A 23608-nucleotide genomic window follows, 5' to 3' on the forward strand; every position below is an offset into this window, starting at 1 on the left:
CCTCTCTCAGCCCGTCACGCTCGGCCGCCCATGGCTTCCTCGACCAGATCGGCGGCTTCCATCAACAGCGTGTCGTTGGCGCCGCCATTAACCGATTCCTTGCCGATCTCCAGCATCACCGGCACCGCCAGCGGCGAGATCTGATCGAGATGCTTATGCATGATTCGACCGCGCACGCGCGAGAGCATCTCCCCAAGTCTGCTGACATCGAGCAATCCGGCCGAAGCGTCGGTGCGCGTCGCCTGCAGCAAGATATGGTCCGGCTCGTGGCTGCGCAGCACATCGTAGATGAGGTCCGCCGAGACCGTCACCTGGCGCCCGCTCTTTTCCTGGCCGGGATAGCGCTTCTCGATCAAGCCAGCGATGACCGCGCAGGTGCGGAAAGTGCGCTTCAGCATCCAGCTGTCGTTCAGCCAGGCCTCCAGATCGTCGCCCAACATGTCCTCGTCGAAAAGCGCGGCCAGCGACGGCTTCTTCGCCTTGAACAGCGCCGCCATGTCGTCCAGCGCCCAGACGGCCAGTGAATAATCGGTGGCGACGAAGCCGAGCGGCCTGGCATGCGCGCGCTCCAGCCGGCGCGTCAAAAGCATGCCGAGCGTCTGGTGCGCCAGCCGGCCCTCGAAAGGATAGGCGACCATGTAGTGCCGGTTGCCGCGCGGAAAGGTCTCGACCAGAAGGTCGCCGCGCTTCGGCAGCACGGACTTTTCCTTCTGCAGCCGCAGCCAGTCCGCGACCTGCTCCGGCAAAGCCCGCCAGCGGTCGCTGTCCGCCAGCATGCCGCGCACCTGCTCGGCGAGATAGGTCGACAGCGGGAATTTGCCGCCGGCGTAGGACGGCACGATGATGTTGGCGCCGGCGCCATTGGAGACGACGCATTCGTTCTCGCGGATGCCCTCGAAGCGCAGCACCTTGCCGGCGAACAGGAAATTGTCGCCGGGCCGCAGCGTCTCGGCGAAATATTCCTCGATCTTGCCGAGCACCGGCCCGCCGCGACCGGCCATGCCGCGGCCCTGCCGGACATAGCGGATATTGAGCTCCGGCATCTCGACGATGGTGCCGACGTTCAGCCGGTATTGCTGGGCGACGCTCGGGTGCGAGATGCGCCAGAGCCCGTCCTTGTTCCGGCGGATGCGGGCGTAGCGCTCATAGTTCTTCAGCGCGTAGCCGCCGGTGGCGACGAAGTCGATGACGCGGTCGAAGGTCTCGCGCTCAAGCGCCGCGTAAGGAGCGGCACCGCGCACTTCCTCGAACAGAAGATCGGCATCGAACGGCCCGCCGCAGGCGACGCCCAACACATGCTGAGACAGCACGTCGAGCGCGCCCTTGACCAGCGGCGGCGTGTCCTGCGCGCCGAGATAATTGGCGTCGAGCGCGGCGCGGCATTCCAGCACCTCGAAGCGATTGGCCGGGATCAGGATCGCCTTCGACGGCTCGTCCATGCGGTGGTTGGCGCGGCCGATGCGCTGCGCCAGCCGGCTGGCGCCTTTCGGCGCGCCGACATGCACGACCAGATCGACATCGCCCCAGTCGATGCCGAGGTCGAGCGTCGAGGTGGCGACGATGGCGCGCAGCGCATTGTCGGCCATCGCCTTCTCGACGCGGCGGCGCTGGCCGACATCGAGCGAACCGTGATGCAACGCTATCGGAAGAGAATCCTCGTTCGCCCGCCAAAGCTCCTGGAACAAAAGCTCAGCCTGGCTGCGCGTGTTGACGAAGAGCAGCGTCGTGCGATGCTCTTTGATCGCCTCGTAGATTTCGGGGATGGCATAGCGGGCCGAGTGCCCCGACCACGGCACGCGCTCGCGCGAGTCGAGGATGGAGATGTCGGGCTTGGCGCCGCCAGCGACAGTGATGAGCCCGGCCATGTCGCCTGCAGGATTTTGGCCAACCAGCCAGCGCCGCAATTCGTCCGGCTCGGCGACCGTCGCCGACAGGCCGATGGTCTGCAGCTTGGGAACGAAGCTGCGCAATCGGGCCAGGCCCAGCGCCAAAAGGTGCCCGCGCTTCGAGGTGACGAGCGAATGCAGCTCGTCGAGAACGACATAGCGCAAGTCTTCGAAGAAGCGCTTGGCGTCGTTCGAGGCGATCAGCAAGGCGAGCTGCTCGGGCGTGGTGAGCAGGATGTCGGGCGGTACGAGCTTCTGCCGCTGGCGCTTGTGCGAGGGCGTGTCGCCGGTGCGCGTCTCGATCGTGACGGGCAGCCCGATCTCCTCCACCGGCTTGCCGAGATTGCGCTCGATGTCGACCGCCAGCGCCTTGAGCGGCGAGATGTAGAGCGTGTGGATGCCGCGATGCGCTTCGCCGGGCTTGCGGCGCGGACGCTTCGCGAGTTCGGTGAGCGAAGGCAGGAAGCCGGCCAGCGTCTTGCCGGCGCCGGTCGGCGCGATCAGCAGCACCGATTGCCCGCTTTCGGCCTTGGCCAGCAGCTCGAGCTGATGGACGCGCGGCGACCAGCCCTTTGCGGCGAACCATCTGACGAATGGCTCGGGCAGCAGGACGGCGGCATTCTGTTCGGCGAGGCGCGGCTGCTCTGTCACGTGCCAGAGGTAGCGCGACGCAGCGCGCTCGCCAAGAAAAATCGGAACAAAAGGGGATCGCGTGATTCTTCCTTCCCCCCTTGTGGGGGAAGGTGGATTGCCGCGCAGCGGCAAGACGGATGAGGGGTGTTCCAGCGAAATGAGACGCTGGCTTTCCCTGGAGCACCCCTCATCCGACCTCGCTTCGCGAGGCCACCTTCTCCCACAAGGGGAGAAGGAGAAGCTGGCGCTACGGCCTCCTGAACCCCGTGGGGCCGCCATAAAGATAGCCGATGCGCTCGACCGCTTCCTTCAGCCCCTCGCGCGAGACCAGCATGGTGTGGCCGTTGGCGTGGATCATGTCCTTCGCGTCCGTCATGATCGCGACGTGACCTTTCCAGAAGACGAGGTCGCCGCGCTGGAGCCCGGAGAAGTCGACGCCCGGTTCGAGCGGCGTGCCGATCGATGCCGCCTGCATGTCGGAATCGCGCAGCACATCCTTGCCGGTCATGCGCATCGCCAGTTGCACGAGACCGGAACAGTCGATGCCGAAGCCGGAAACACCGCCCCAGAGATAGGGCGTGCCGAGGAAGCTTTCCGCCACCGTGACATAGTCGTCTGCCAGCTCCGCGATCGGTCTGAGATGGCGAGCGATGATCGCCTGGCCGGAAGGCAGCAGCGCGTAGTGCGTGCCGCGCGTCTCAGTGGAGCCCGCCACCGTCACCGTAGAGCCCATCGACAGTTGCCCGCCGATCGGAAAGCGCAGGTCGGGGCCTGGATAGAGAAAGGTGCGGGGTACGCAGACGATATGGGTCGGGGCTTGCTCACGCGTACCAACCACGTTGTCGGCGACATAGCCGACATAGCCGTCACGCTCGGCCTGCACCCAGGCCCAGCCTTCCGCGTCCTCGAAGACAAGCACATCGTCTCCGAACAGCGCCTGCGTGTTGACGCCGGCACCGGGGCGCGGCGCCTTGCGCAGGTCGGCGACGGAAGCCGTGATCCGCGCCGGGCGGCCGGCGACGAAGCGGTCGGCGGCGACCTCGCCTTTCAGCCTGGCATCGGCAAGGTCGGAACGGAAAGCGTGAAGGCGGGCATCCCTGGCAGTCAAATCGGCAATCCAGTCAACTTTGGTGATCGGTCAGATGGGCAGTTCTTGCGCTTTGGCGACGATACCATCGCCGAAGCGCTCGACAAAGAGCGCGCCTTCGACCGTGCGCCGGATCAGCACGTTGCGCCTGTCGGCCTCGTCGCGGTGGCGCGAGACCAGCTTCAGCGCGCCCATCGTGTCGAGCGCCCTGGTGATGACCGGCTTGGTGACGTTGAGCCTGGCGGCAAGGCCGCGCACCGTGTGCGGCGGTGGATCGAGGTAGATGGTGAGCAGGATCGCCGTTTGGCGCATGGTGAGATCGGGCGCGCCGTCGCGCACCTGCGACAGCAACACCTGCTGCCACAGTCGCAAGGCCTGGCTCGGGCGCATCGAGATCGACATCCGCCCAGCATGACGGTAAATTGTTTCGCGTCCGTTTCAGTCCAGGCGTTTTGCCGGCTTTTTTGCCAGGCGCTCACCCGAACCGTGTCGCGATGATGCGCTCCAGCGCGCGAATACCTTGCGCTTCGCCGCCCGTCAGTCCGTGCGGACGATCGGCGGGGTTCCAGGCAAAAATGTCGAAATGCGCCCAGACGGGCGTTTTTTCCACGAAGCGCTTGAGGAAGAGAGCCGCGGTGATCGATCCGGCAAAGCCGTCCGTGGTGACGTTGTTGATGTCGGCGACCTTCGAGGAAAGCTTCGCGTCGTAGGGACGCCACAGGGGCATGCGCCACAGCGGATCCTCGGCTGCAAGCGAAGCCGCCGCCAGATCGGACGCCAGCGCCTCGTCGCCGGTGTAGAAGGGCGGCAGGTCAGGGCCAAGCGCGACGCGCGCCGCTCCGGTCAGCGTCGCCATGTCGATCAGCAGGGACGGCTTCTCCTCGTCGGCGAGCGCCAGCGCGTCGGCCAGGACCAGCCGGCCTTCCGCATCGGTGTTGCCGATCTCGACCGTGATGCCCTTGCGGCTCCTCAGAACGTCGCCCGGCCGGAAGGCGTTGCCGGCGATCGAATTCTCGACCGCGGGGATCAGCACGCGCAGCCGGACATTCAGTTTCGCCGCCATGACCATCGACGCGAGACCCAGCACGTTTGCGGCACCGCCCATATCCTTCTTCATCAACAGCATGCCCGACGACGGCTTGATGTCGAGGCCGCCGGTATCGAAGCAGACACCCTTGCCGACCAGTGTCACCTTCGGCGCATCGCCCGGTCCCCAGCTCATGTCGATCAGCCGCGGCGCGCCGGCCGAGGCGCGGCCGACGGCATGGATCATCGGGAAATTCCGCGCCAGGAGATCGTCGCCCTTGACGACGGAGACGTCGGCGCCATGCGCGGCGGCCAAGGTCTGGACGGCCTCCTCCAGCTCACCCGGCCCCATGTCGCTGGTCGGCGTGTTGACGAGGTCGCGCGTCAGGAACACGCCGTCGGCGATGCGACGGATGTGCGCGGCGTCGGCGCCCGGCGGCAGCGCGAAGCGCAATGCCTTGCCGGGCTTCTTGCCGTAGCGGGTGAAGACGTAGCCGCCGAGGACGAGCGCAAGCGCCGCAAGATCGGGCGCAGGCAGGTCCTGGGCAAAATACCATTCGCCCTCGGGCAGCGACCGCGCCAAGGCGCCGACGGCAAGCTGGCTCTCGCCGTCGCCGGTGCCGAACAGCGCACCGGCGAGAGCGCCACCCTCACCGGGCAGGATCAGCGTCCGGCCCGCCTCGCCGGAAAAGCCATTGGCTCGCGCCCAAGCGATGACGGACGGCGGAAGGCCCGCGCCGTCGAGACCGTCCTTTCCCAGCAGATAGACTGGCAGGGCGGCTTCCGGCTTCTGGTCAACGAGTTCGACAGGCATTCGATGGTCTCCGAATAGGTAAAGCGCGTCGCGCAGAAACGGATTTCAGGCGACGCGCTTTAAGTCTTTGTTTTGATGCATGTCGTTGTCCCAGAACCGCTGCACACTTGTGGGCGACATGCAATGGCGAGTCAGCTTCTTAACGGTCCGTTAGGGTTAACAGAATATTTCTGCGGGAGGGAAGACCGGCCAGCCAACGGCCGCACAGGATGGAGACCAGGTGCAAATGCCGATCAATGCGCCGAACGTGAAAGACAAGCGTCTGGTGACCACGGCATTGGTGGTGGCGCTGGCGGCCGGCATCGCGGGCTGCAGCAGCACCAGCAAGTTCACCACCGGCTCCATTTCCCGCTCCGACGGCAGGCCGCTGGAAACGATGTCGGCCGGCGAATTGCACAGTGCCACGACCAGGCTTGGCGAATCCTACGCCAGGAACCCGAACGACAAACGCATCGCCACGAATTACGCGGCGGCGCTGCAGATGGATGGCGACGCCGACCAGTCGCTGGCGGTGATGCGCAAGCTCGCAATCGCCTACCCCAAGGACCGGGACGTGCTCGCCGCCTACGGCAAGGCGCTTGCCGCCAACGGGCAGTTCGAGCCGGCGCTCGATGCTGTACGCCGCGCGCAGACGCCGGAATATCCGGACTGGCGCCTGGTGTCGGCGGAAGCCGCCATCCTCGACCAGATGGGACAGCGGGACGAGGCGCGTCAGGATTACCGAAAAGCGCTCGACCTCAAGCCCAACGAACCTTCCATCCTCTCCAATCTCGGCATGTCCTACGTGCTCGAGGGCGATCTGCGCACAGCCGAAACCTATATGCGCTCGGCCGCGCAGCAGCCGAACGCCGACAGCCGCGTGCGGCAGAACCTGGCGCTGGTCGTCGGCCTGCAAGGCCGCTTCGACGAAGCCGAGAAGATTGCCTCGCAGGAGCTTTCGCCGGAACAGGCGCAGGCCAATATCGCTTATCTGCGCCAGATGCTCGCCCAGCAGAATGCCTGGAGCCAGCTCAAGGATCAGGACAAGGACAAGGCGAAGGTCGCGACCAACTGACCGCGGCTGCGCCGCGTCAAGCCCCGCACCAGACAAGGGAAAGCCGCGCGGCTCCCGCCACGCGGCTTTTGTCATGACCTAAAGCGCGTCGCGATCTTTCAGATTCGCCCCATGCACTTTAGGTTTTTGATTTTACGCATGTCTTGGTCGCGAAACCGGTTCCCGCTTCGGGGAGACATGCTTTAGACAGCTTCGCCTATTGACTGCTGGAGCTGTGCTGGTCGCCGAAGATGCCGCGCTGGCTGACCTGGATGCCGGCGGGACCCAGGATGATGGCGAACAGAACCGGCAGGAAGAACAGGATCATCGGCACGGTGAGCTTCGGCGGCAGCGCTGCGGCCTTCTTCTCTGCCGCGTTCATGCGCATGTCGCGGCTTTCCGAGGCCAGCACGCGCAGCGCATGCGCCACGGGCGTGCCGTAGCGTTCCGCCTGAACCAGGGCCTGGGACACCGACTTCACCGATTCCAGGCCGGTGCGGCTCGCCAGGTTCTCGTAGGCTACCTTGCGGTCCTGCAGATAGGAGAGTTCGGCATTGGTAAGCACGAACTCCTCCGCGAGCGCCACGGACTGGGCGCCGATCTCGTCGGCGACCTTGCGAAGCGCCGCCTCCACCGACATGCCGGACTCCACGCAGATCAGCAACAGGTCGAGCGCGTCCGGCCATGCCAGCTGGATCGACTGCTTGCGCTTGGTCGCGCGGTTGTTGACGTAGAGGATCGGCGCATAGAAGCCGCCATAGGCAACAAGAACGCAGACGAACAGCTTGATGAAAGCCGGCTGCTGCGCCAGACCGCCGAGCAGGAACAGGTAGATCGCCGCGAGCGCAAATCCGATGAAGGGCAGGATCAGGCGGAAGAACAGGAAGCGCGTCAGCGGATTCTGGCCGCGGAAGCCCGCCACCTTGAGCTTCTGCAGCGTGCCTTCGTCGGCAAGCGCGCGCTTGAGATCCAGTCGCTCGACGATGTTGCGCATGCCGATCGACTGCTCCTCGCGCAACCCCTTGCGGCGGCGGTCAGCCTCGTTGGCAAGGCGCGCACGCTGCTTGGAGCGCAGCTCGTCGCGTTCGAGCGCCACGGTTTTCATGCGCGCCTTGAGCTGATCGCCGCCGAGCGCGGGCATGAGCGTGAAGACGGTCGCAAAAACCGCGATGCCGACCAGGAGCGCGATAAGGAAGGAAGGATCGGTTAGCGTCTTGACGACCTGGTCTGTCATTGTATCCGCGTCCCTAAACTTCGAAATTCATCATCTTGCGCATCACCACGATGCCGATCGACATCCAGACGCCGGAACAGCCGAGGATCAGATTGCCGACACTGGTCGTGAACAGCGGCATGATGTAGTTCGGGCTCGAAAGATAGACGAGAAAGGCGACGACGAACGGCAAGGCGCCGATGATGACGGCCGACGCTTTCGCTTCCATCGACAGCGCCTGCACCTTGGCCTTCATCTTCTTGCGGTCGCGCAGCACGCGCGAGAGGTTGCCAAGCGCCTCGGAGAGATTGCCGCCGGCCTGCGACTGGATCTGGATGACGATGCCGAAGAAGCCGGCCTCGGTGCATGGCATGGTCTCGGACATGCGCAGCGTGGCATCCGGGATCGACAGACCCATCTGCTGGGAATCGACGATGCGGCGGAACTCGGAGCGGACCGGCTCCGGAGATTCGTTGGCGATCAGGCGGATCGCATCGTTCAGCGGCAGACCGGATTTCACCGCGCGCACGATGATGTCGAGTGCGTTCGGGAACTCCTCCAGGAAAGCCTTCACCCGGCGCGTGCGGCGAAACGAGACGAACCAGCGCGGCAGGCCGAGGGCCCCGGCCAAGAGCGCGCCAGGCAGGATGAGCAACGGCGCTCCGGCGAGATAGGCAAGGAAGGTCAGCGCGATGCCGCAGATCACCGAGTACATGTAGAAGCGCTCGATGGGAACCGTCATGCCGGCCTGGCGGATCTGGGCCTTCAGCGGCGGCTTCTTGATGTTGCGGTCGCTGGTTTTCTGCTTCTCGTCGAGCTGCTTGAGCGAATCCTGAAGGGTCTTGCGCCGCCTGACCGCTTCCGCGGCCCGGTCGCGCGTAGCCTTCACCACCGACCGGTCGGTCTCTGCCGTCTTGATTGTTTCAAGCCGCTTGCCGGCCTGCTTTTCGTTGTCGATGCGCGTGAACAGGAAAGCATAGGCCATCGCGCCGGCGCTGAGGCCGGCAAGCACGACGAAAGCCAGAACCGTGGTGTCAATTCCGAACATCAACCTTGGCCTCTACGCCTCCAGATGCACTAGAGCGGTTCAGCTTTCGTAGAATCGCTGACCTGCTCTAAATATTTGTTTTCAGGCAATTCCGGACGGAAAACCGCTATGCACTTTTCCGGGAATTGCTCTAGTCAGCACGTTTCTCCATGGCCTCGAGCGCACTGGCGAGACGCTGCTCCTCGCCGTAGTAGCGGGCACGGTCCCAGAAATGCGGCCGGCCGATGCCGGTGGAGACATGTTCGCCGATCAGGCGGCCGTTCGCGTCTTCACCCTTGATGTTATAGAGGACGAGATCCTGGGTGATGATGACGTCGCCTTCCATGCCGATCACCTCGGTGATGTGGGTGATGCGGCGCGAGCCGTCGCGCAGGCGAGCCGCCTGGATGATGACGTCGACCGAGCCGACGACGATCTCGCGCACCGTTCTCTGCGGCAGCGAATAGCCGCCCATGGCGATCATCGATTCAATACGGTTCAGGCATTCGCGCGGACTGTTGGAGTGGATGGTTCCCATCGAACCGTCATGGCCAGTGTTCATCGCCTGCAGCAGGTCGAACACTTCCGGCCCGCGCACCTCGCCGACGATGATCCGTTCGGGCCGCATGCGCAGGCAGTTCTTGACGAGGTCGCGCATGGTCACCTCGCCCTCGCCTTCGAGATTGGGCGGCCTGGTTTCGAGACGAACCACGTGCGGCTGCTGCAGCTGCAGCTCGGCCGAGTCCTCGCAGGTGATGACCCGCTCCTCGCGATCGATGTAGTTGGTCAGGCAGTTGAGCAGCGTCGTCTTGCCCGAGCCTGTGCCGCCCGAGATGACGACATTGCAACGGACGCGGCCGATGATCTTGAGGATCTCGGCGCCTTGCGGCGAGATGGCGCCGAACTTGACCAACTGGTCGAGCGTCAGCTTGTCCTTCTTGAACTTGCGGATGGTGAGCGCGGTGCCGTCGAGGGAGAGCGGCGGCGCGATCACGTTGACGCGCGAGCCGTCGGGAAGGCGCGCGTCGCAGATCGGGCTCGATTCGTCGACGCGGCGGCCGACCTGACTGACGATGCGCTGGCAGATGTTGAGCAGCTGCTGGTTGTCGCGGAAGCGGATGCTGGTCGGTTCGACCTTGCCGTTGACCTCGATGTAGACGTTCTTGGAGCCGTTGACCATGATGTCGGCGATGTCGTCGCGGGCGAGCAGCGGCTCCAGCGGTCCATAGCCGAGCACGTCGTTGCAGATGTCCTCGAGCAGCTCTTCCTGCTCGGAGATCGACATCACGAAATTCTTGATCGCGATGATGTCGTTGACGATGTCGCGGATTTCCTCGCGCGCGCTTTCCGGATCGAGCTTGGCGAGCTGCGACAGGTCGATCGTGTCGATGAGCGCGGAAAACACCTGGCTCTTGGTGTCGTAGTAGGTTTCGCTGCGCTCGCGCTGGACCCTTCTCGGCGGCTCTGGCGCCATCGGCGGCGCCTCCACCGGACGGCGGGCGGGCGTCGGGGCAGGCATGCCGGGCACCGACGCGGCCGACCGATCGAGAGCCATCGTCCCGGTCGGACCGGGAGCGGCGGGAGGAGGTGCTGGCGGACGGAATTCGGGAGCTGCCCGGCTGCCGTCGTCTGTGCCTCGTTTACCAAACATGATCGACTACCCGATGCCGCTCTGCCAGCGTCACTTCTTGTTGCGCGAGAGCTTGCCGAGGATGGAGCTCAGGCCTGCCCTCTTCTTCGCCTTGATCTCGCTGCGCCCGGTCAGCACATGCGCGATTTCATTGATCGTGCCCACGACCGGACTCTTGGCGTCCATCTCGCCAAGCATGCGGCCGTTGTTGGCCGCGTTGCCGAACAGCAGCGGCTCGAAATTGATCACCGCCATCGGTGTGATGCCGAGCGGTTCGGAAAAATCCGATGCGGCGATCTCCGGCCGTTTCGGAACGCCTGCCTGGTTGATGATCAGCTTCGGCGGCGGGTCGTTCGGACGCAGCCGCTTCAGCATGTCCACCATATTCTTGGTGTTGCGAAGATTTGCCAGCTCGGGCGTGGCCGTGATGACGATCTCGTCGGCCTTGATCAGCGTGCTCTTCGTCCAACCGCTCCAGATATGAGGAACGTCGAGCACGAGCAAAGGCGCGCTGCGCTGCGCCGTTTCGATGACCTGGGAGAAGGCGTCCGGATCGAAATCGTAGACGCGCTCGAGCGTGGACGGTGCCGCCAGCAGCGACAAATGCTCGGCGCACTGCGCGAGCAGGCGGTCGAGATAGACTTCGTCGACGCGCTCGGGCGAAAACACCGCCTCGGCGATACCCTGCGCGGGGTCCTGGTCGAAATTGATGTTGGCGGTGCCGAAGGCGAGGTCGAGATCGGCGACCACGACCTCCGATTTGAACAATGACGATATCGCCCAGGCGACATTGTGGGCGATCGTCGAGGAGCCGACGCCGCCCTTGGCGCCGATGAAGGCGATGGAGCGGCCGATCGGATCGGACTCGGGATCGACGAAGATCGACGACACGACGCTGACGATGTCGGTCATCGATACAGGCGCGATGACATATTCGGAAATGCCGGAGCGGATAAGCTCACGGTAGAGGCCGACATCGTTGTAATGGCCGATGACCACGACCTTCGAGGAAGGATCGCAATACTCCGCGAGTTGAGTGAGCTGCTCGAGCAGCTGTTTCGGCTCGCTGCGCGATTCCAGCATGATCAGGTTGGGTGTCGGCGCCGACTGGTAGAATTCGATCGCGGTGGCGATACCGCCCATATGGACCTTGAGATGGGCCTTGGCCATGCGGCGATCCTCGCCGGCACGCTCGATGGGATTGGCGACACCGTCGGTCTCGCAGAAGGCCTGGATCGAAATGCGCGGCACCGGGCGCAGCGCCTGCATTGCGGCGATGTCCTGTTGCGAGAGATCGCCGGTATCCGAGGGCGTGTCGTAGGCAAGATTGCTCATCGTCATGCTCTTTCCGCCATCCGGCGCGGCTCAGTACGTCACTTCCGAATTGCCGAGGAACTCGTCCGAAATGCCTCTGGCGCGATAGACATCGATCACGTTGCTGCGATTTTCGGCGTCGATGTCGGACTGCTTGCGCGGCCCCAGCAGATCGTTGGGATTGGCCATCTGGGCGGCAAGGTTGTTCTGATAGGAGCAGCCGAAATCGGCGTAATGCTTGTTCTCCGACGTTTCCGTAAGGTCGTTCGGCCAACGCCCGCATTTGTCGGTCTGAGCTTGCACGGCGACGAAGGCGACGCGGACAGGCGCCGAGGCTTCAGGCACGGCGGACTGGTAAGACGTCATGACGATCCGGTTACGCTTCACACCGGCAGCCATGGCAAGCCGGGCAAAGTCGCGGCTGGCCGCCTGGGCGGCAAGCTGGTTGGCGGATCCGACGGGAGCCGCAATCGTCAGTGCCGGGGCGGCGCTCCTGTCGTAACCGTCGAGGAAGCCGAGCAGCGCGTCGCGTTGCGAACCGGTCATGCCGCGATCGCCGGCGCCGACCGGAAGGTCGATCTTCTGGTTCTTCTCGGCGATGACGATCGGATGATTGGTGCGGTAGTCGTCGGGAATGGAGCCCACCGTAATGCTGTCGCGATGGAAGTTGGCGCATCCGGCGAGCGATGCCGCAAGGGCGATCGCCAGGACAGGGACCGTCCGACGGAAACGTCCGCGGCCACATGTTGCCGCCGCGATCGTCATGGCCTTCGATGCTGACTGAGACATGTCCGCTTTCCCGCTCATTTGTAGATGAAACCGACGACGCCGTGGTAACGGCCGGCCGGCCTGTCGGTCTGCATGGTGCCGTAGACGCGATTGACGCGGCCGAGGAACATGCCGGCGCCGTCGCTCGGCGGGTTGAAATTGTCATCCGGCTTGGCAAGGTCGTTGCGCGCCACCGGTCGCGCCAGGTAAGGCGTGATGATGATGACGAGCTCGCTCTCGTTGCGCACGAAGTCGCGGCTGCGGAAGAGCGCGCCGAGCACCGGGATCTTGGTCAACCCAGGCAATCCGTTGACAGCCTGCCTGACGTCGTCGCGCACGAGACCTGCAATCATCATCGAGCCACCGGAAGGCAATTCGACCGTCGTATCGGCCAGACGCTTGCGCAGCGACAAAGCGTTCATGCCGGGGCTCGTGACGCCAGAAGAGAAGGACGCTGAGCCTTCGGTCGTCGGCTCCGAAACGGCCGTCCTAACCTTCAGGCTGATGCGGCCCGGTGACAGCACTACTGGCTGGAACTCCAACCCGATGCCGTATTCGATCTTCTCGATCGAATAGGTCTTCAGGCCGGTCTGGTTATCGTTGGAGACATTGGCGGAGACGCCAGTCACCATGTTGTATTCGCCGCCGACCTTGAAGGTAGCCTTCTCGCCGGAGACAGCGGTGAGCGTCGGCTCGGCAAGCGTCTTCATGACGCCGGCCGATTCCATAGCATTGATATAGGCCTGGATCGAAGACGTTCCGACATTGAAGCCTGAATTGGACAGTTGCTTGCCGAGGCCGGTGAAATTGTCGCTGACCGCGCCCCAGGTTATGCCGTTACTGCCGCCGCTGCCGATCATGTTGACGCCAAGCTGCTTCATCACAGAGCGGCTGACTTCGGCCACCGTCACCTTCAGCGTGACCTGATCGTCGCCGATGATCTGCAGCAGATTGACGATCTTGGAGACCCGGCGCTCCTGGTCGGGGTTGTTGATGTCGACGCCGCCATTGGCCGATCCGCCGGCGGCCGTCTGCGAATATTGGCCGGTCGTGGCTTCACCGCCCGAGACGAAGATGGTCGCCAGGTCGACGGCGCGCTTGGCATCGAGCGGCGTGTCCACCGTACCGGTGAGGATCACGTTGTCGTTCAGCAGCTCGACCTTGATCTCCGATGTCGGCAGGAAGCGCTTGAGATAGTCTTCCAGTCCGGCGACGTCGCGCTCGACCGCCAGGTCGAGGCTGGCGATCTGCTCGCCATTGGGGCCGAAGACGAAGATGTTGGTCTCGCCGACCGCCTTGCCGAACAGATATATGCGGCGCGCCGTGCGCGTCACCGCGTCGGCGACCGCCGGATTGGCGACGAGGATGTCGTAGGCGTCGTTCGGCAGATCGATGACCACCGACTTGTTGAGACCGAGCTTGACGCGCTGCGTGGCGACCGAGGCCGTCACGCCCGCCGACCTGTTCGCGGCCTTGGCCTCGACGAGGCCTGGCGCATTGGTGCCGAGCAGGAACAGGCCGATTGCCGCTGCCGCCATGACGGGCAGTTTGCCGTTTAGCCTCATTTCCTTGCTCCCACTTCGGAAACTTCGCCCGACTTGATCAGCCGTACCGTGCCGCGCCGGCCGTTGCCGTTCACCAGGTAGTCGGCCTCGCCCAGGTTCTTCTCATTCGTGTCCACGATCGGACGCAGCGCCAATGTCAGGCGGTCCGCCATCTGCTGCGCCACCGTGATGATCTCCGCCTGCTGCGGCGTCAGTTCCAGCGTCGCGGTCTGGCCGACCCTGGTCTTCTTGCCTTCTTCGTCTTCCTGGATGGTCTGGTCGATGGCCAGGACGCGGATGTTCTTGAGGATGGTCTCGGTGTTGAAGCCGCTGCCGCCGTTACCGGTGTCGGCGCGCCGGGTCATGATGACGTCGACGAAATCATTGGGCAGGATGAAGCCGCCGGCCGACGTGTCGGCCGATATGGCGGTCGCGACGGCGCGCATGCCGGACGGCAGGATCGACGACATGAAGCTCTGCCCTTCGCCGACCAGCTTGGAGCGCCGCAACGGCTCGCCGGTATACATGGCCACGCGCGCCACCGAGCCCTTGAGCTTTTCGGCCGCGTCAGGTTCGGCGGCACGGGTGATGAAATTGGCGTTGACGCCGCTGGCCGGCCACTGCTCCCAGTTGATGTTGTCGCCGAGCTGGCTGCCCATCGCGACATCGCCGGAAAGCACCAAGACATCCTGCAGCGCGATCGCCGGTTGCTTGGGAGCGTCGACAACGACCCGAGGCGGCGGCGCCACCACCATGTTCTTTGCGACATAACCCGCGCCACCCGCCGCGGCCACTGCCACGCCCAGAATAATCAGTCGGGATGCTGGCATTCGTCCGAACCCTTCGCCTCAAGGCAAACCACCTAGCCAGGCCGGACTTTGCAGCCGCAATCGTCAAAACAAGGTTAATGCAATGCTTACGATCGTGATTAATTTAAGGTTTACTCAAATTAGACGGAACCGCTTGCCGTTAACGAAAAAAGGCGGCCAAGCCGCCCCGAGAAGCCTGCTGCGAACCAGTTAAAGCGCGTCGCGCTGAAACATATCCAGACGACGCGCTTTAAGTCCTTGTTTTGATGCATGTCGTTCTCCCAAAACCGCTGCGCACTTTTGGGCGACATGCATTAGGCGGTGAGCCTATCCAGCGCCCAGACCATCAGCGGAGAATCCGGGAAGGTGAGAAGCCCGCCGAGACCAAGTGCCACGCCATAGGGAATGCCTGCGCGCTCGTCTGCGAAATGGCGCAGGAAACGGTTATGGCCGGTGTAGGCCGCGAGCGGCGATTTCCGGTAAGCCAGAATGGCAATCGTCAGCAGGCCGCCGATCAACGTCGAGGTTACCAGGTAGCCGATGAGATTGATGTTGAGCCCCATCCATACTGCGGTCGCCGCCAGCAGCTTGGCGTCGCCGCCGCCCATGCCGCCGAGCGCGAACAGGCCGAAAGTCACCGCCAGCACCAGGGCACCGGCCGCGAAATGCCCGCCATAGGTTGCCCAGTCCATCCCGGTCAACGGAGCCACCAGAGCGAATGTCGCCAGAAGCAGCACAGGCACGCGGTTGGCGATCGTCATGGACAGTGTGTCGGAGATCGCCGCAAACAGCATGCAGAAAGGAAAGACGACGAAGATCGCGGCTTCAAGCATGGACGACGGACCCGCACGAAAATCGACGCCAGCCTAGACTCGGCGAATTAACGATTGATGCAACCGGACACTCAAATCGTCCGGTTGCATAGAAAAGGGCCGCCCAAGAGCGACCCTTTTTCCTTTCGAAACGCGCGATTTTATCAACCACGCGGCTTGCCGGCGTCTTAGTTGCCGGCGCCTTCAAGCTTGTTTGCAATGGCGATGAACTTGCTGTTCAGGGCACTGCCAAGCTGGCCGGCGCCGACCATGATGGCGAGCGCGATGAGAGCGGCGATCAGACCGTATTCGATGGCGGTCGCGCCGGATTCGTCCTTCGCGAAACGTGCAATGAGGTTAGACATTCGAGAGCTCCTACTCCACGTGTTACAGCACTTCCGTCAACTTCTCTTGCCGGTTGATCGGATGTTGCGAATTTAGGGAGAAGCCCTTTCAATCGGCTTAATAAATACCCTTACCGATTCCTTTCCGGGGGCGAACCCGTTGCTTGGTTAACCGTGACCTAAGCGTCGAAAGGCGGACCGACGGGAAGAAAAAAGCGCGGAGAAGCGGCCACGCGCTGCTTTGCTAAAACAGCGTATGCTGCTGGCTCATGGCTCTCGAGTCGACCAATCCTTATCGCAGCCATGCAGCGTTTAACCGTCGGTTCACCAATTTCGTTCATGTTCCGTTGAACAGTCTGCCGCTCCGGAGCGCCTCAATGACCTTGTCGAGATCGCCATTTCCAGTCGTCGCGCTGCTGGCAGTTGCCGCTTTCGTCGTGCCGGCCAGGGCCGGCGCCGGCATCGAGGTCACCATGAATCAGGCAAAGATCGTCAAGTTGTCGCGTGCCGCCGACACGATCGTCATAGGCAATCCGGCAATCGCCGACGCCGCCGTGCAAGACGCCTCGACGGTCGTCCTCACCGGCAAGGGTTTCGGCGTCACCAATCTGGTCGTGCTCGACTCCGATGGCAGCCCGATCATCGACGAGCAGGTGACGGTCGTGCGGCAAGCCGCGTCATCGGTGCGCATCTACAGGCGTGCCGAAGTCCAGACAATGTCCTGCACTCCCTATTGCGAAAGCTCGTACAAGAGCGAAGCTGAGAAAACGTCCGAGACCGAAATGAACGCCGGCCATTGAGGGCCGACGCCGGCAAGCGCCGCGACGTTAATGGCGGGTTAAAGGTCGTCCGTCGAATTTAACGCTCATCCAAACCGGGCCTCAATGGGTTTTTCGCTATGTTGCCGCCGGCATTGCAAGGGATCGGCAGGAACGGGACATGAGCAAGGATCCGACACCCGAGGGCGGCATGGACGGCAAGGCAAGGGCAAAGTCTCGCCATGGCTTCTTCAGCGACAGGCGCGGCAGCACAGTCATAGAGTTCGCGCTGCTTGCCATGCCGTTTGCCCTGTTAGTCTTCGCCATCCTCGAAAGCTGCATCTCGTTCGCCGGCCAGGAGGTGATGGCCAACATCACCGATGACGTCGCGCGCCAGCTCAGGACCGGGCAGCTCAAGAAGGCGAATGTGACCGAAGCCTCGATCAAGCAGCAGATCTGCGACGGGATGGCCATCATCGTCACCGGCAACTGTCTTGAACGCCTGCAGGTCGACCTGCGTGAGTATCCGACCTTTGCCGACGCCGCCACGGCGAGCTTCAAGATCGTGAACGGCCAGATCGTGCTGACGCAAGGCACGAACTCAATGCCTTTCGGGGTATCACCCGGGCTGGCGGAAACGAAGAACATGCTGCGTGTTTTCTACAAATGGCCGGTCATGACCGATTTCCTGGCCAAGCAGATGGCCAACATAGACGGCGACACGCTGCATTTCGCGTCCGTGACTTGGCAGAACGAACCATTCGACAATTGAGACTGCTCGGCGGCTGAGACTGCGGCGGGTGGAGGTAAAATGTACCGTGCGGGGGCACACTGGGGAATTTCGGCCATTGCGGCGAGGCTTTTCCGCGATCGCCGCGGCGTCGCGGCAATCGAGTTCGCGTTCATCGCGCCGGTGCTGCTCATCATGTATTTCATCACGATGGAAGCCTCGCAGGCGATCGAGACCAGCAAGAAGGTCAGCCGCATCGGCAGCATGGTGGCGGACCTCGTCACGCAGCAGACAACGGTCACGAAAGCGGATCTCGATGCGATCATGAAGATCGGCACCTCGACGCTGCAGCCCTACAACCGCTCGACGCCGACGATCATCATCACCGGCATCCAGATCAGCGACCAGGCGTCGCCCCAGGCAAGGGTGGCCTGGTCGCGCAAGCTCGCAGGCACCACCTATAGCGCCGACGCAAAGAAGGACGATCCCACCACCGTTCCGTCGACGCTGAATATACGCAACACCTTCCTCGTGCGGGTGGAAAGCGACCTCGGCTACGAGGCGATGATCACCTGGTCGGCCGACGAATCGAAGGCGCTTGGATTGACCTCGGTCTTCAACAAGATACCGATGGGCGAGACATACTATCTGAGGCCGCGCCGCGGCCCCACGGTCCCCTGCACCGACTGCTGAGGGATTATTCCCGACCGCCCGCTTCCCGTCGCACGATGGCCAGCGCCGTTGCATAGTCCTTCGACACGGCCAGCTCGAATCCGCCGGAATGCGTCGATTCCAAAAGATCGTAGACGTCCGGCGTCAGCGACTTGAGATTGGTCAGAAACACGGCGAGCCGGCGCTTGGCTTCGGCATCGAGATCGCTGCGCACGGCGTGAGGTCCGTATCGCAGCGGAGCCGAGGTCCATAGCACCCGAAGCGATGTCTTCGGGACGCCGGCGGCCTCGAGCCGTACGATCGTGCCGCCCGTGTTGGTAGGCTGGCCGTCGGCGTCGACAGGCTCCCAGCCGAACAGGCCGTCGGCTTCACCGTCGCCGAGCATCGCCTCGGCCGCGGTTGCCGAAGGAGCGCGCGCCAGGAAGGATGAGTCCTCCGCGATCTTCGCGCCTTCGCCTGAGAGCCCGGTCAGCGGCAGCAGGGAACCGCCGACATTGTCGGCGGGCGCGATCGCGATCCGGTGCGGGGCCATCGCCGCGAGGTCCGGCACTTTGCCGTCGCGCGTCAGCAGCACGGAACGAATGCCGACGGCACCATCGGCGTCGACCGGCGCCACCAGCGGCTCGACACAGCCGCAGCGCTCCGAGGCCGCGGCATAGGCGAGCGCCGAATAGACCGCATATTGCACGCGGCCACTCGCCTGCGCCTGGATCAGCGCCGCATAGTCGCGGGCAACCACGAACTCCACCTTCATGCCGAGAGCGTTCGTATAGGCATCCGTCAAGCGCGCCAGACCGGGAACTGTGTTGCCGCCTCCGGGCTCGGCGACGATGCCGATGCGGAACGTGCCGATGTCGTCGCGCCAGTCGGCGCGCGCCGGCAAGGTCCCCGAGAGCACCGCGAGAGCCGCCGCGCACGTCCTCAACGCCCGGCTTGCCGCGGATTTTCCAGCCTTGCCCATGCTTGCCGCTCTCCCGCCGGCGTTTCGCCCGATTTGCACGACTATGGCGCCAAGCCGTTGCCGTTTGGTTTCCGATTTGCCAACGCCGCCGCGGAAGCTTATGTCTGGCTGCCCGGAGCATGATCCCGAAAAGTTGCAGACTTTTCGGAGACGATCATGCTTCAAAAGCAAAATCCTAGGGCGAGATGGCACTTCATGGCGCGGGCTTTCCTGTTCGTTCTCGATTCCTTCGGCATCGGCGGAGCGGCCGATGCCGAGCGCTATGGCGATGCCGGCGCCGACACGTTCGGGCATATCGCGCAGGCCTGCGCCGACGGCCGCGCGGATCGTGAAGGCTTGCGCAGCGGGCCGCTCGCGGTGCCCAACATGGCCTCGCTTGGGCTCGCCCGCGCAGCGCATACAGCAACCGGACTGGGGCTCGACGCCGACACGCCGCTGCTGGCCTCGTCCTTCCACGGCGCTGCCCAGGAGGTCTCGAGCGGCAAGGACACGCCGTCGGGCCACTGGGAGATCGCCGGCCTGCCCGTGCGTTTCGACTGGGGCTATTTTCCCGACACCGTGCCGGCCTTCCCTGCCGGGCTGACCGACGCGATCATCCGCGAAGGCAAGGTGCCGGGCATCCTCGGCAACTGTCACGCGCCCGGAACCGAGATCATCGAGCGCTTCGGCGAGGAGCATATCCGCACCGGCAAGCCGATCTGCTACACCTCGGTGGATTCCGTGTTGCAGATCGCCGCGCACGAGACGCATTTCGGCCTGGAGCGGCTCTACGAGCTTTGCCTGACGGTGCGCCGTCTGGTCGATCCGCTCAAGATCGGGCGGGTGATCGCGCGGCCCTTCGTCGGCGAGACGAGAGCCATCTTCCAGCGCACCCACAACCGCCGCGACTATGCCGTGCCGCCGCCGGAGCCGACCTTGCTCGACCGGCTGACGGAGCGCGGCAGCAAGGTCATCGCCGTCGGCAAGATCGGCGACATCTTCGCCCATCGCGGCATCTCGGAGGTCCGCAAGGCCGGTGGCAACATTGCGATGTTCGACAAGGCGCTGGGTGCCATGGACGACGCCGGCGAAGGCGACCTGGTCTTTGCCAATTTCGTCGATTTCGACACCGAGTTCGGCCACCGACGCGATGTCGCCGGCTATGCCTGGGCGCTCGAGGCCTTCGACCGCCGGCTGCCGGAAGCGCTGTCCCGCATCCAGCCGGGCGACCTGCTCATCCTCACCGCCGACCACGGCAATGATCCGACCTGGCGCGGCACCGATCACACGCGCGAACGCGTTCCGGTGATTGGCATCGGGCCCGGGTTGAAGGGCGGCGACATCGGGCTCAGGCCGACCTTCGCCGATATAGGCGAAACCGTCGCGGATCACCTCGGCCTTGCGCCTTGCCGCCACGGCACCTCTTTCCTTGCAACGATAGGCGGCCATGCCAGAACTGCCTGAGGTCGAGACGGTCCGGCGCGGCCTGCAACCGGTTCTGGAAGGGGCGCGGCTCGTCAACGTCGAGGCGCGACGGCCAGACCTTCGCTTTCCTTTTCCAGAGCGGTTTTCGGAGAGGCTAGCCGGCAAGACCGTGACGGCGCTTGGCAGGCGCGCCAAATATCTGACGATGCATATCGAGGACGGTCCGGTCCTGATCTGCCATCTCGGCATGTCGGGATCGTTCCGCGTCGAAACCGCCGAGGGCAGCGGCACCCCCGGCACCTTCCATCACGAGCGCTCGAAGAACGGCGCGCACGACCATGTCGTGTTCGATGTCCAGTCGCCGAAGGGCGAGCGGTCGCGCATCATCTTCAACGACCCGCGCCGTTTCGGCTTCATGCTGTTTGCCGAAGGGGCGCCGGACACGCATCCGATGCTGGCGGGGCTGGGCATCGAGCCGGCCGGCAATGCGCTCGACGGCCCCCTGCTCGCCTCGCTGCTCAAGGGCCGCAGGTCGCCGCTCAAGGCGGCACTGCTCGACCAGCGGCTGATCGCCGGGCTCGGCAACATATATGTGTCGGAGGCGCTGTGGCGCGCCGGCCTGTCGCCGTTGCGCGAAGCCGGTACCATCGCCGGCTCCGGCAAGAAAGCGAAAGAGCAATGCGAACGCCTGGCCGAGGCGATCCGCTCGGTCATCGCCGACGCGATCGCCGCCGGCGGATCCTCGCTGCGCGACTATGTCCAGACAGACGGGTCGCTTGGCTATTTTCAGCATTCCTTCGCCGTCTATGACCGAGAAGGCGAGCCATGTCCGAAACCACGCTGCAGCGGCCATATCGAGCGCATCGTGCAAAGCGGCCGCTCGACCTTCTATTGCCGGACCTGTCAGCGGTGAGCTAGACCGGTCTCCGCAACCGAAGCGAGGAGACGATGCCATGGCCTACGAAACCATTCTCGTGGAAACACGCGGCAAGGTCGGGCTGATCACGCTGAACCGGCCGAAGGCCCTCAACGCGCTGAATTCGCAGGTGCTGGCGGAGATCGTGGCCGCGGTGAACGCGTTCGGCGCCGATGCCGGCATCGGCGCGATGGTCCTTACGGGTTCGGAGAAGGCCTTCGCGGCCGGTGCCGACATCAAGGAAATGCAGGCGATCTCCTTCGTCGACGCTTATACGCAGGATTTCTTCGTCGGCTGGGAGGAACTCACGCGTGCGCGCAAACCGATCGTCGCGGCGGTGGCCGGCTATGCGCTTGGCGGCGGCTGCGAGCTGGCGATGATGTGCGACTTCATCATCGCCGCCGACAATGCAAAATTCGGCCAGCCCGAAATCACGCTCGGCGTCATGCCGGGTATGGGCGGATCGCAACGGCTGACCCGTTTCGTCGGCAAGTCGAAGGCGATGGACATGTGCCTGACCGGGCGCATGATGGATGCCGCCGAAGCCGAGCGCTGCGGACTGGTTTCACGGGTGGTGCCGGCCGCCGAGCTCGTCGAGGAAGCGCTAAAGGCGGCGGCGAAGATCGCCGAGTTTTCGCTGCCATCCGTGATGATGACAAAGGAAGCCGTCAATCGGGCCTATGAAACGACGCTCGCCGAAGGACTGCGCTTCGAACGCCGACTGTTCCATTCGCTGTTTGCGCTCGACGACCAGAAGGAAGGCATGGCCGCCTTCGTCGAGAAGCGGAAGCCGAATTTCACCAACCGCTGATGCGTGTCCCCCCAAGATGCGCGGCGGTTGGGAAACGACATGTATGAGACAACGCCCCGGAGAGCGTCGTGCGTTTCGACGCGACGCGCTCCAGGCTGCCAAAAAGACCGCCAAGCGGCGTTGACGCGCCGGAAAAGCTGAACTATAAGCCGCACCAACCGAGGCGGCCCCGTGGCTGCCCGTTTGTTCTTTGCGCCCTGCGGCACCCCGCTGGCGCCCAGCAGATCAGAAGAGAGGCATCATGGCCAACACGTCTTCGGCCAAAAAGGCAACGCGCAAGATCGCCCGCCGCGCGGCGATCAACAAGAACCGCCGGTCGCGCGTCCGCACCTATGTCCGCCAGGTCGAAGAGGCGCTCGCCGCCGGCGACAAGGCCGCGGCGCTGGAGGCATTCAAGGCCGCGGAGCCGGAATTGATGCGCGCCGCAACCAAGGGCGTCATCCACAAGAACACGGCTTCCCGCAAGGTTTCGCGGCTGGCACAGCGGGTCAAGGTGCTGTCGGCCTGACCGACTTCCATTTAGAACCGTTATCCTTGAACCCGGCCGCACAGGCCGGGTTTTTTCGTTTGCCGGCAAGTACTTAAAAAGAACGCGTGCATAACGACGCTCAGGCCGAATTTCGAAGTTGCGAATGTTTTGCCGGCATATACATAATCGCAGATATCGACGCCCGCTGAATGCGGCTATGGCCGTAACTTAGCCTGTCACAAATTCCCGATATTTTTCAATAAGTTACAGACGGTCATCCACAGCTTGTTCAACCTGCGGAGGAGCGGCGGGGGACAAGTAGCTGTCAAGAGAATTATTTCAGAAAATTTCCGAAGGTGTGGCCTTTTTCACATTCGCCGGAAAAGGGTTTGAATCACAATGGCTTTATCAAAATGTGCCGCGACGGCACCTGCTTCGAACACGTCTCCGGTAACCAGATTCGTTAAAAATCAGTTAGACGTGGCCTTGCCCTATCCACAGCGATTTCGGTAATGTCCATTCATCGAAGGGACGGGCACTTGCCCTTGACCCAGCCTGAATCGGCCAGCAAAAAATGGCGGAATTCATGACGCGGAGCAATTCCGCGTGCGGCTTGGTTTGTCTCTTCGGTGGGTAGGGGACTGGCGTAATTGTACATGGCAGTCGACGTTGGGCCGGCGTTTTCGCCGGACGGTGTTGTATTGCCTTGGCATGATCAAGCCGGCTTGCAAGAGCCAGCACAGGTCCCTTGCGCAACGTTGCGACTATATCGCCGGCGGCGGCGATGAAGGCGCGGCGGAAAACGTCGCCGGACCCAGGGTGCAGGAGGCGCACTCCCGGCGGAAAAAGGGTACGAGAAGACAAGGAACTTGATCATGCAAAGCGGCATCGAACGGGAGATAGCGGGCGAACTCCCATTCCCAGCAACTATCGTCGGAGGGGACGGC

Annotated in this window: 22 protein-coding genes; 8 read left to right on the top strand and 14 right to left on the bottom strand. The window is 63.6% G+C overall.

The features are described from left to right. Positions 1 to 14 precede the first annotated feature (14 nt). From QAZ47_RS31960 to QAZ47_RS31975, 4 genes are all read right to left on the bottom strand, one after another. Positions 15 to 2537, bottom strand: a complete 2523-nt coding sequence (locus QAZ47_RS31960; RefSeq protein WP_278232041.1) for a ligase-associated DNA damage response DEXH box helicase — start codon at positions 2535 to 2537, stop codon at positions 15 to 17. Positions 2538 to 2766: 229 nt separating this feature from the next. Beyond that, the gene (locus QAZ47_RS31965) at positions 2767 to 3627 is read right to left on the bottom strand and encodes an NlpC/P60 family protein (RefSeq protein ID WP_278232042.1); all 861 of its coding nucleotides are present in this window, start codon (positions 3625 to 3627) and stop codon (positions 2767 to 2769) included. Positions 3628 to 3657: 30 nt separating this feature from the next. Next, complete coding sequence (locus QAZ47_RS31970) at positions 3658 to 4008, bottom strand: MarR family winged helix-turn-helix transcriptional regulator (RefSeq protein ID WP_278232043.1); 351 nt, start codon at positions 4006 to 4008, stop codon at positions 3658 to 3660. A 73-nt stretch (positions 4009 to 4081) separates the two neighbouring features. Then, a complete protein-coding gene (locus QAZ47_RS31975) occupies positions 4082 to 5446 on the bottom strand; it encodes a leucyl aminopeptidase family protein (protein ID WP_278232044.1) in 1365 nt (454 codons plus the stop codon). A 226-nt stretch (positions 5447 to 5672) separates the two neighbouring features. Here QAZ47_RS31975 and QAZ47_RS31980 point away from each other — a divergent pair, with 226 nt between their 5' ends. Beyond that, positions 5673 to 6500: a tetratricopeptide repeat protein gene (locus QAZ47_RS31980; protein WP_278204901.1), complete on the top strand. Its 828-nt coding sequence runs from the start codon at positions 5673 to 5675 to the stop codon at positions 6498 to 6500. Between the two features lie 196 nt (positions 6501 to 6696). Here QAZ47_RS31980 and QAZ47_RS31985 read toward each other — a convergent pair whose 3' ends face one another. From QAZ47_RS31985 to QAZ47_RS32025, 9 genes are all read right to left on the bottom strand, one after another. Next, on the bottom strand, positions 6697 to 7713 hold the full coding sequence (locus QAZ47_RS31985) for a type II secretion system F family protein (protein WP_278204902.1): 1017 nt from the start codon (positions 7711 to 7713) through the stop codon (positions 6697 to 6699). A 13-nt stretch (positions 7714 to 7726) separates the two neighbouring features. Then, complete coding sequence (locus QAZ47_RS31990; protein ID WP_278232045.1) at positions 7727 to 8740, bottom strand: type II secretion system F family protein; 1014 nt, start codon at positions 8738 to 8740, stop codon at positions 7727 to 7729. 130 nt (positions 8741 to 8870) lie between these two features. Then, positions 8871 to 10370, bottom strand: coding sequence for a CpaF family protein (locus QAZ47_RS31995; RefSeq protein WP_278232046.1), 1500 nt, complete (start codon positions 10368 to 10370; stop codon positions 8871 to 8873). Between the two features lie 30 nt (positions 10371 to 10400). Continuing rightward, a complete protein-coding gene (locus tag QAZ47_RS32000; RefSeq protein ID WP_278233924.1) occupies positions 10401 to 11684 on the bottom strand; it encodes a CpaE family protein in 1284 nt (427 codons plus the stop codon). Positions 11685 to 11714: 30 nt separating this feature from the next. Then, on the bottom strand, positions 11715 to 12452 hold the full coding sequence (locus tag QAZ47_RS32005) for a CpaD family pilus assembly protein (RefSeq protein ID WP_278232047.1): 738 nt from the start codon (positions 12450 to 12452) through the stop codon (positions 11715 to 11717). A gap of 14 nt (positions 12453 to 12466) precedes the next feature. Further along, positions 12467 to 13996, bottom strand: coding sequence for a type II and III secretion system protein family protein (locus tag QAZ47_RS32010; protein ID WP_278232048.1), 1530 nt, complete (start codon positions 13994 to 13996; stop codon positions 12467 to 12469). Continuing rightward, positions 13993 to 14805: a Flp pilus assembly protein CpaB gene (gene cpaB / locus QAZ47_RS32015; RefSeq protein ID WP_278076129.1), complete on the bottom strand. Its 813-nt coding sequence runs from the start codon at positions 14803 to 14805 to the stop codon at positions 13993 to 13995. Before cpaB ends, QAZ47_RS32010 begins: the two co-directional genes overlap by 4 nt. A gap of 293 nt (positions 14806 to 15098) precedes the next feature. Beyond that, positions 15099 to 15617: a prepilin peptidase gene (locus tag QAZ47_RS32020; protein WP_278204909.1), complete on the bottom strand. Its 519-nt coding sequence runs from the start codon at positions 15615 to 15617 to the stop codon at positions 15099 to 15101. Positions 15618 to 15784: 167 nt separating this feature from the next. After that, a complete protein-coding gene (locus QAZ47_RS32025) occupies positions 15785 to 15961 on the bottom strand; it encodes a Flp family type IVb pilin (RefSeq protein WP_278076127.1) in 177 nt (58 codons plus the stop codon). Between the two features lie 356 nt (positions 15962 to 16317). Between QAZ47_RS32025 and QAZ47_RS32030 the strand changes: the two genes are divergently transcribed. The 3 genes from QAZ47_RS32030 to QAZ47_RS32040 all read left to right on the top strand — a co-directional run bounded on the left by QAZ47_RS32030 (position 16318) and on the right by QAZ47_RS32040 (position 18121). Continuing rightward, entirely contained in the window at positions 16318 to 16740 is a 423-nt protein-coding gene (locus QAZ47_RS32030) for a pilus assembly protein N-terminal domain-containing protein (protein ID WP_278204911.1), read from the top strand. Positions 16741 to 16909: 169 nt separating this feature from the next. Continuing rightward, positions 16910 to 17470 carry a TadE/TadG family type IV pilus assembly protein gene (locus tag QAZ47_RS32035; protein WP_278233925.1) on the top strand — a complete coding sequence of 187 codons (561 nt, stop codon included), beginning with the start codon at positions 16910 to 16912 and terminating at the stop codon, positions 17468 to 17470. A gap of 39 nt (positions 17471 to 17509) precedes the next feature. Next, positions 17510 to 18121, top strand: a complete 612-nt coding sequence (locus QAZ47_RS32040; protein WP_278232049.1) for a TadE/TadG family type IV pilus assembly protein — start codon at positions 17510 to 17512, stop codon at positions 18119 to 18121. Between the two features lie 4 nt (positions 18122 to 18125). Here QAZ47_RS32040 and QAZ47_RS32045 read toward each other — a convergent pair whose 3' ends face one another. Continuing rightward, entirely contained in the window at positions 18126 to 19061 is a 936-nt protein-coding gene (locus QAZ47_RS32045; RefSeq protein ID WP_278232050.1) for a PhnD/SsuA/transferrin family substrate-binding protein, read from the bottom strand. Between the two features lie 195 nt (positions 19062 to 19256). On the opposite strand from QAZ47_RS32045, the gene QAZ47_RS32050 reads away from it, so the two are divergent. The 4 genes from QAZ47_RS32050 (at position 19257) to rpsT (ending at position 22700) form a co-directional block, all read left to right on the top strand. After that, positions 19257 to 20504, top strand: a complete 1248-nt coding sequence (locus QAZ47_RS32050; RefSeq protein WP_278232051.1) for a phosphopentomutase — start codon at positions 19257 to 19259, stop codon at positions 20502 to 20504. Beyond that, entirely contained in the window at positions 20488 to 21378 is an 891-nt protein-coding gene (gene mutM, locus QAZ47_RS32055) for a bifunctional DNA-formamidopyrimidine glycosylase/DNA-(apurinic or apyrimidinic site) lyase (protein ID WP_278232052.1), read from the top strand. The genes QAZ47_RS32050 and mutM overlap by 17 nt, the downstream gene beginning before the upstream one ends. A gap of 40 nt (positions 21379 to 21418) precedes the next feature. After that, entirely contained in the window at positions 21419 to 22192 is a 774-nt protein-coding gene (locus tag QAZ47_RS32060; protein WP_278232053.1) for an enoyl-CoA hydratase, read from the top strand. Between the two features lie 241 nt (positions 22193 to 22433). Next, entirely contained in the window at positions 22434 to 22700 is a 267-nt protein-coding gene (rpsT, locus tag QAZ47_RS32065; RefSeq protein ID WP_124996039.1) for a 30S ribosomal protein S20, read from the top strand. Positions 22701 to 23608 lie beyond the last annotated feature (908 nt).

This window comes from Mesorhizobium sp. WSM4904, assembly GCF_029674545.1.
Classification (GTDB): domain Bacteria; phylum Pseudomonadota; class Alphaproteobacteria; order Rhizobiales; family Rhizobiaceae; genus Mesorhizobium.

Excerpts from the sequence above, each read along its gene's own strand:
- QAZ47_RS32020 (WP_278204909.1), bottom strand. The coding sequence starts at position 15,617 with ATGCTTGAAGCCGCGATCTTCGTCGTCTTTCCTTTCTGCATGCTGTTT.
- QAZ47_RS32050 (WP_278232051.1), top strand. The coding sequence starts at position 19,257 with ATGGCGCGGGCTTTCCTGTTCGTTCTCGATTCCTTCGGCATCGGCGGA.
- QAZ47_RS32035 (WP_278233925.1), top strand. The coding sequence starts at position 16,910 with ATGGACGGCAAGGCAAGGGCAAAGTCTCGCCATGGCTTCTTCAGCGAC.
- rpsT (WP_124996039.1), top strand. The coding sequence starts at position 22,434 with ATGGCCAACACGTCTTCGGCCAAAAAGGCAACGCGCAAGATCGCCCGC.
- cpaB (WP_278076129.1), bottom strand. The coding sequence starts at position 14,805 with ATGCCAGCATCCCGACTGATTATTCTGGGCGTGGCAGTGGCCGCGGCG.
- QAZ47_RS31975 (WP_278232044.1), bottom strand. The coding sequence starts at position 5,446 with ATGCCTGTCGAACTCGTTGACCAGAAGCCGGAAGCCGCCCTGCCAGTC.
- mutM (WP_278232052.1), top strand. The coding sequence starts at position 20,488 with ATGCCAGAACTGCCTGAGGTCGAGACGGTCCGGCGCGGCCTGCAACCG.
- QAZ47_RS32060 (WP_278232053.1), top strand. The coding sequence starts at position 21,419 with ATGGCCTACGAAACCATTCTCGTGGAAACACGCGGCAAGGTCGGGCTG.
- QAZ47_RS32025 (WP_278076127.1), bottom strand. The coding sequence starts at position 15,961 with ATGTCTAACCTCATTGCACGTTTCGCGAAGGACGAATCCGGCGCGACC.
- QAZ47_RS31970 (WP_278232043.1), bottom strand. The coding sequence starts at position 4,008 with ATGTCGATCTCGATGCGCCCGAGCCAGGCCTTGCGACTGTGGCAGCAG.
- QAZ47_RS31995 (WP_278232046.1), bottom strand. The coding sequence starts at position 10,370 with ATGTTTGGTAAACGAGGCACAGACGACGGCAGCCGGGCAGCTCCCGAA.
- QAZ47_RS31980 (WP_278204901.1), top strand. The coding sequence starts at position 5,673 with ATGCCGATCAATGCGCCGAACGTGAAAGACAAGCGTCTGGTGACCACG.
- QAZ47_RS31985 (WP_278204902.1), bottom strand. The coding sequence starts at position 7,713 with ATGACAGACCAGGTCGTCAAGACGCTAACCGATCCTTCCTTCCTTATC.
- QAZ47_RS32005 (WP_278232047.1), bottom strand. The coding sequence starts at position 12,452 with ATGTCTCAGTCAGCATCGAAGGCCATGACGATCGCGGCGGCAACATGT.
- QAZ47_RS32000 (WP_278233924.1), bottom strand. The coding sequence starts at position 11,684 with ATGAGCAATCTTGCCTACGACACGCCCTCGGATACCGGCGATCTCTCG.
- QAZ47_RS31990 (WP_278232045.1), bottom strand. The coding sequence starts at position 8,740 with ATGTTCGGAATTGACACCACGGTTCTGGCTTTCGTCGTGCTTGCCGGC.
- QAZ47_RS32010 (WP_278232048.1), bottom strand. The coding sequence starts at position 13,996 with ATGAGGCTAAACGGCAAACTGCCCGTCATGGCGGCAGCGGCAATCGGC.
- QAZ47_RS32040 (WP_278232049.1), top strand. The coding sequence starts at position 17,510 with ATGTACCGTGCGGGGGCACACTGGGGAATTTCGGCCATTGCGGCGAGG.
- QAZ47_RS32030 (WP_278204911.1), top strand. The coding sequence starts at position 16,318 with ATGACCTTGTCGAGATCGCCATTTCCAGTCGTCGCGCTGCTGGCAGTT.
- QAZ47_RS32045 (WP_278232050.1), bottom strand. The coding sequence starts at position 19,061 with ATGGGCAAGGCTGGAAAATCCGCGGCAAGCCGGGCGTTGAGGACGTGC.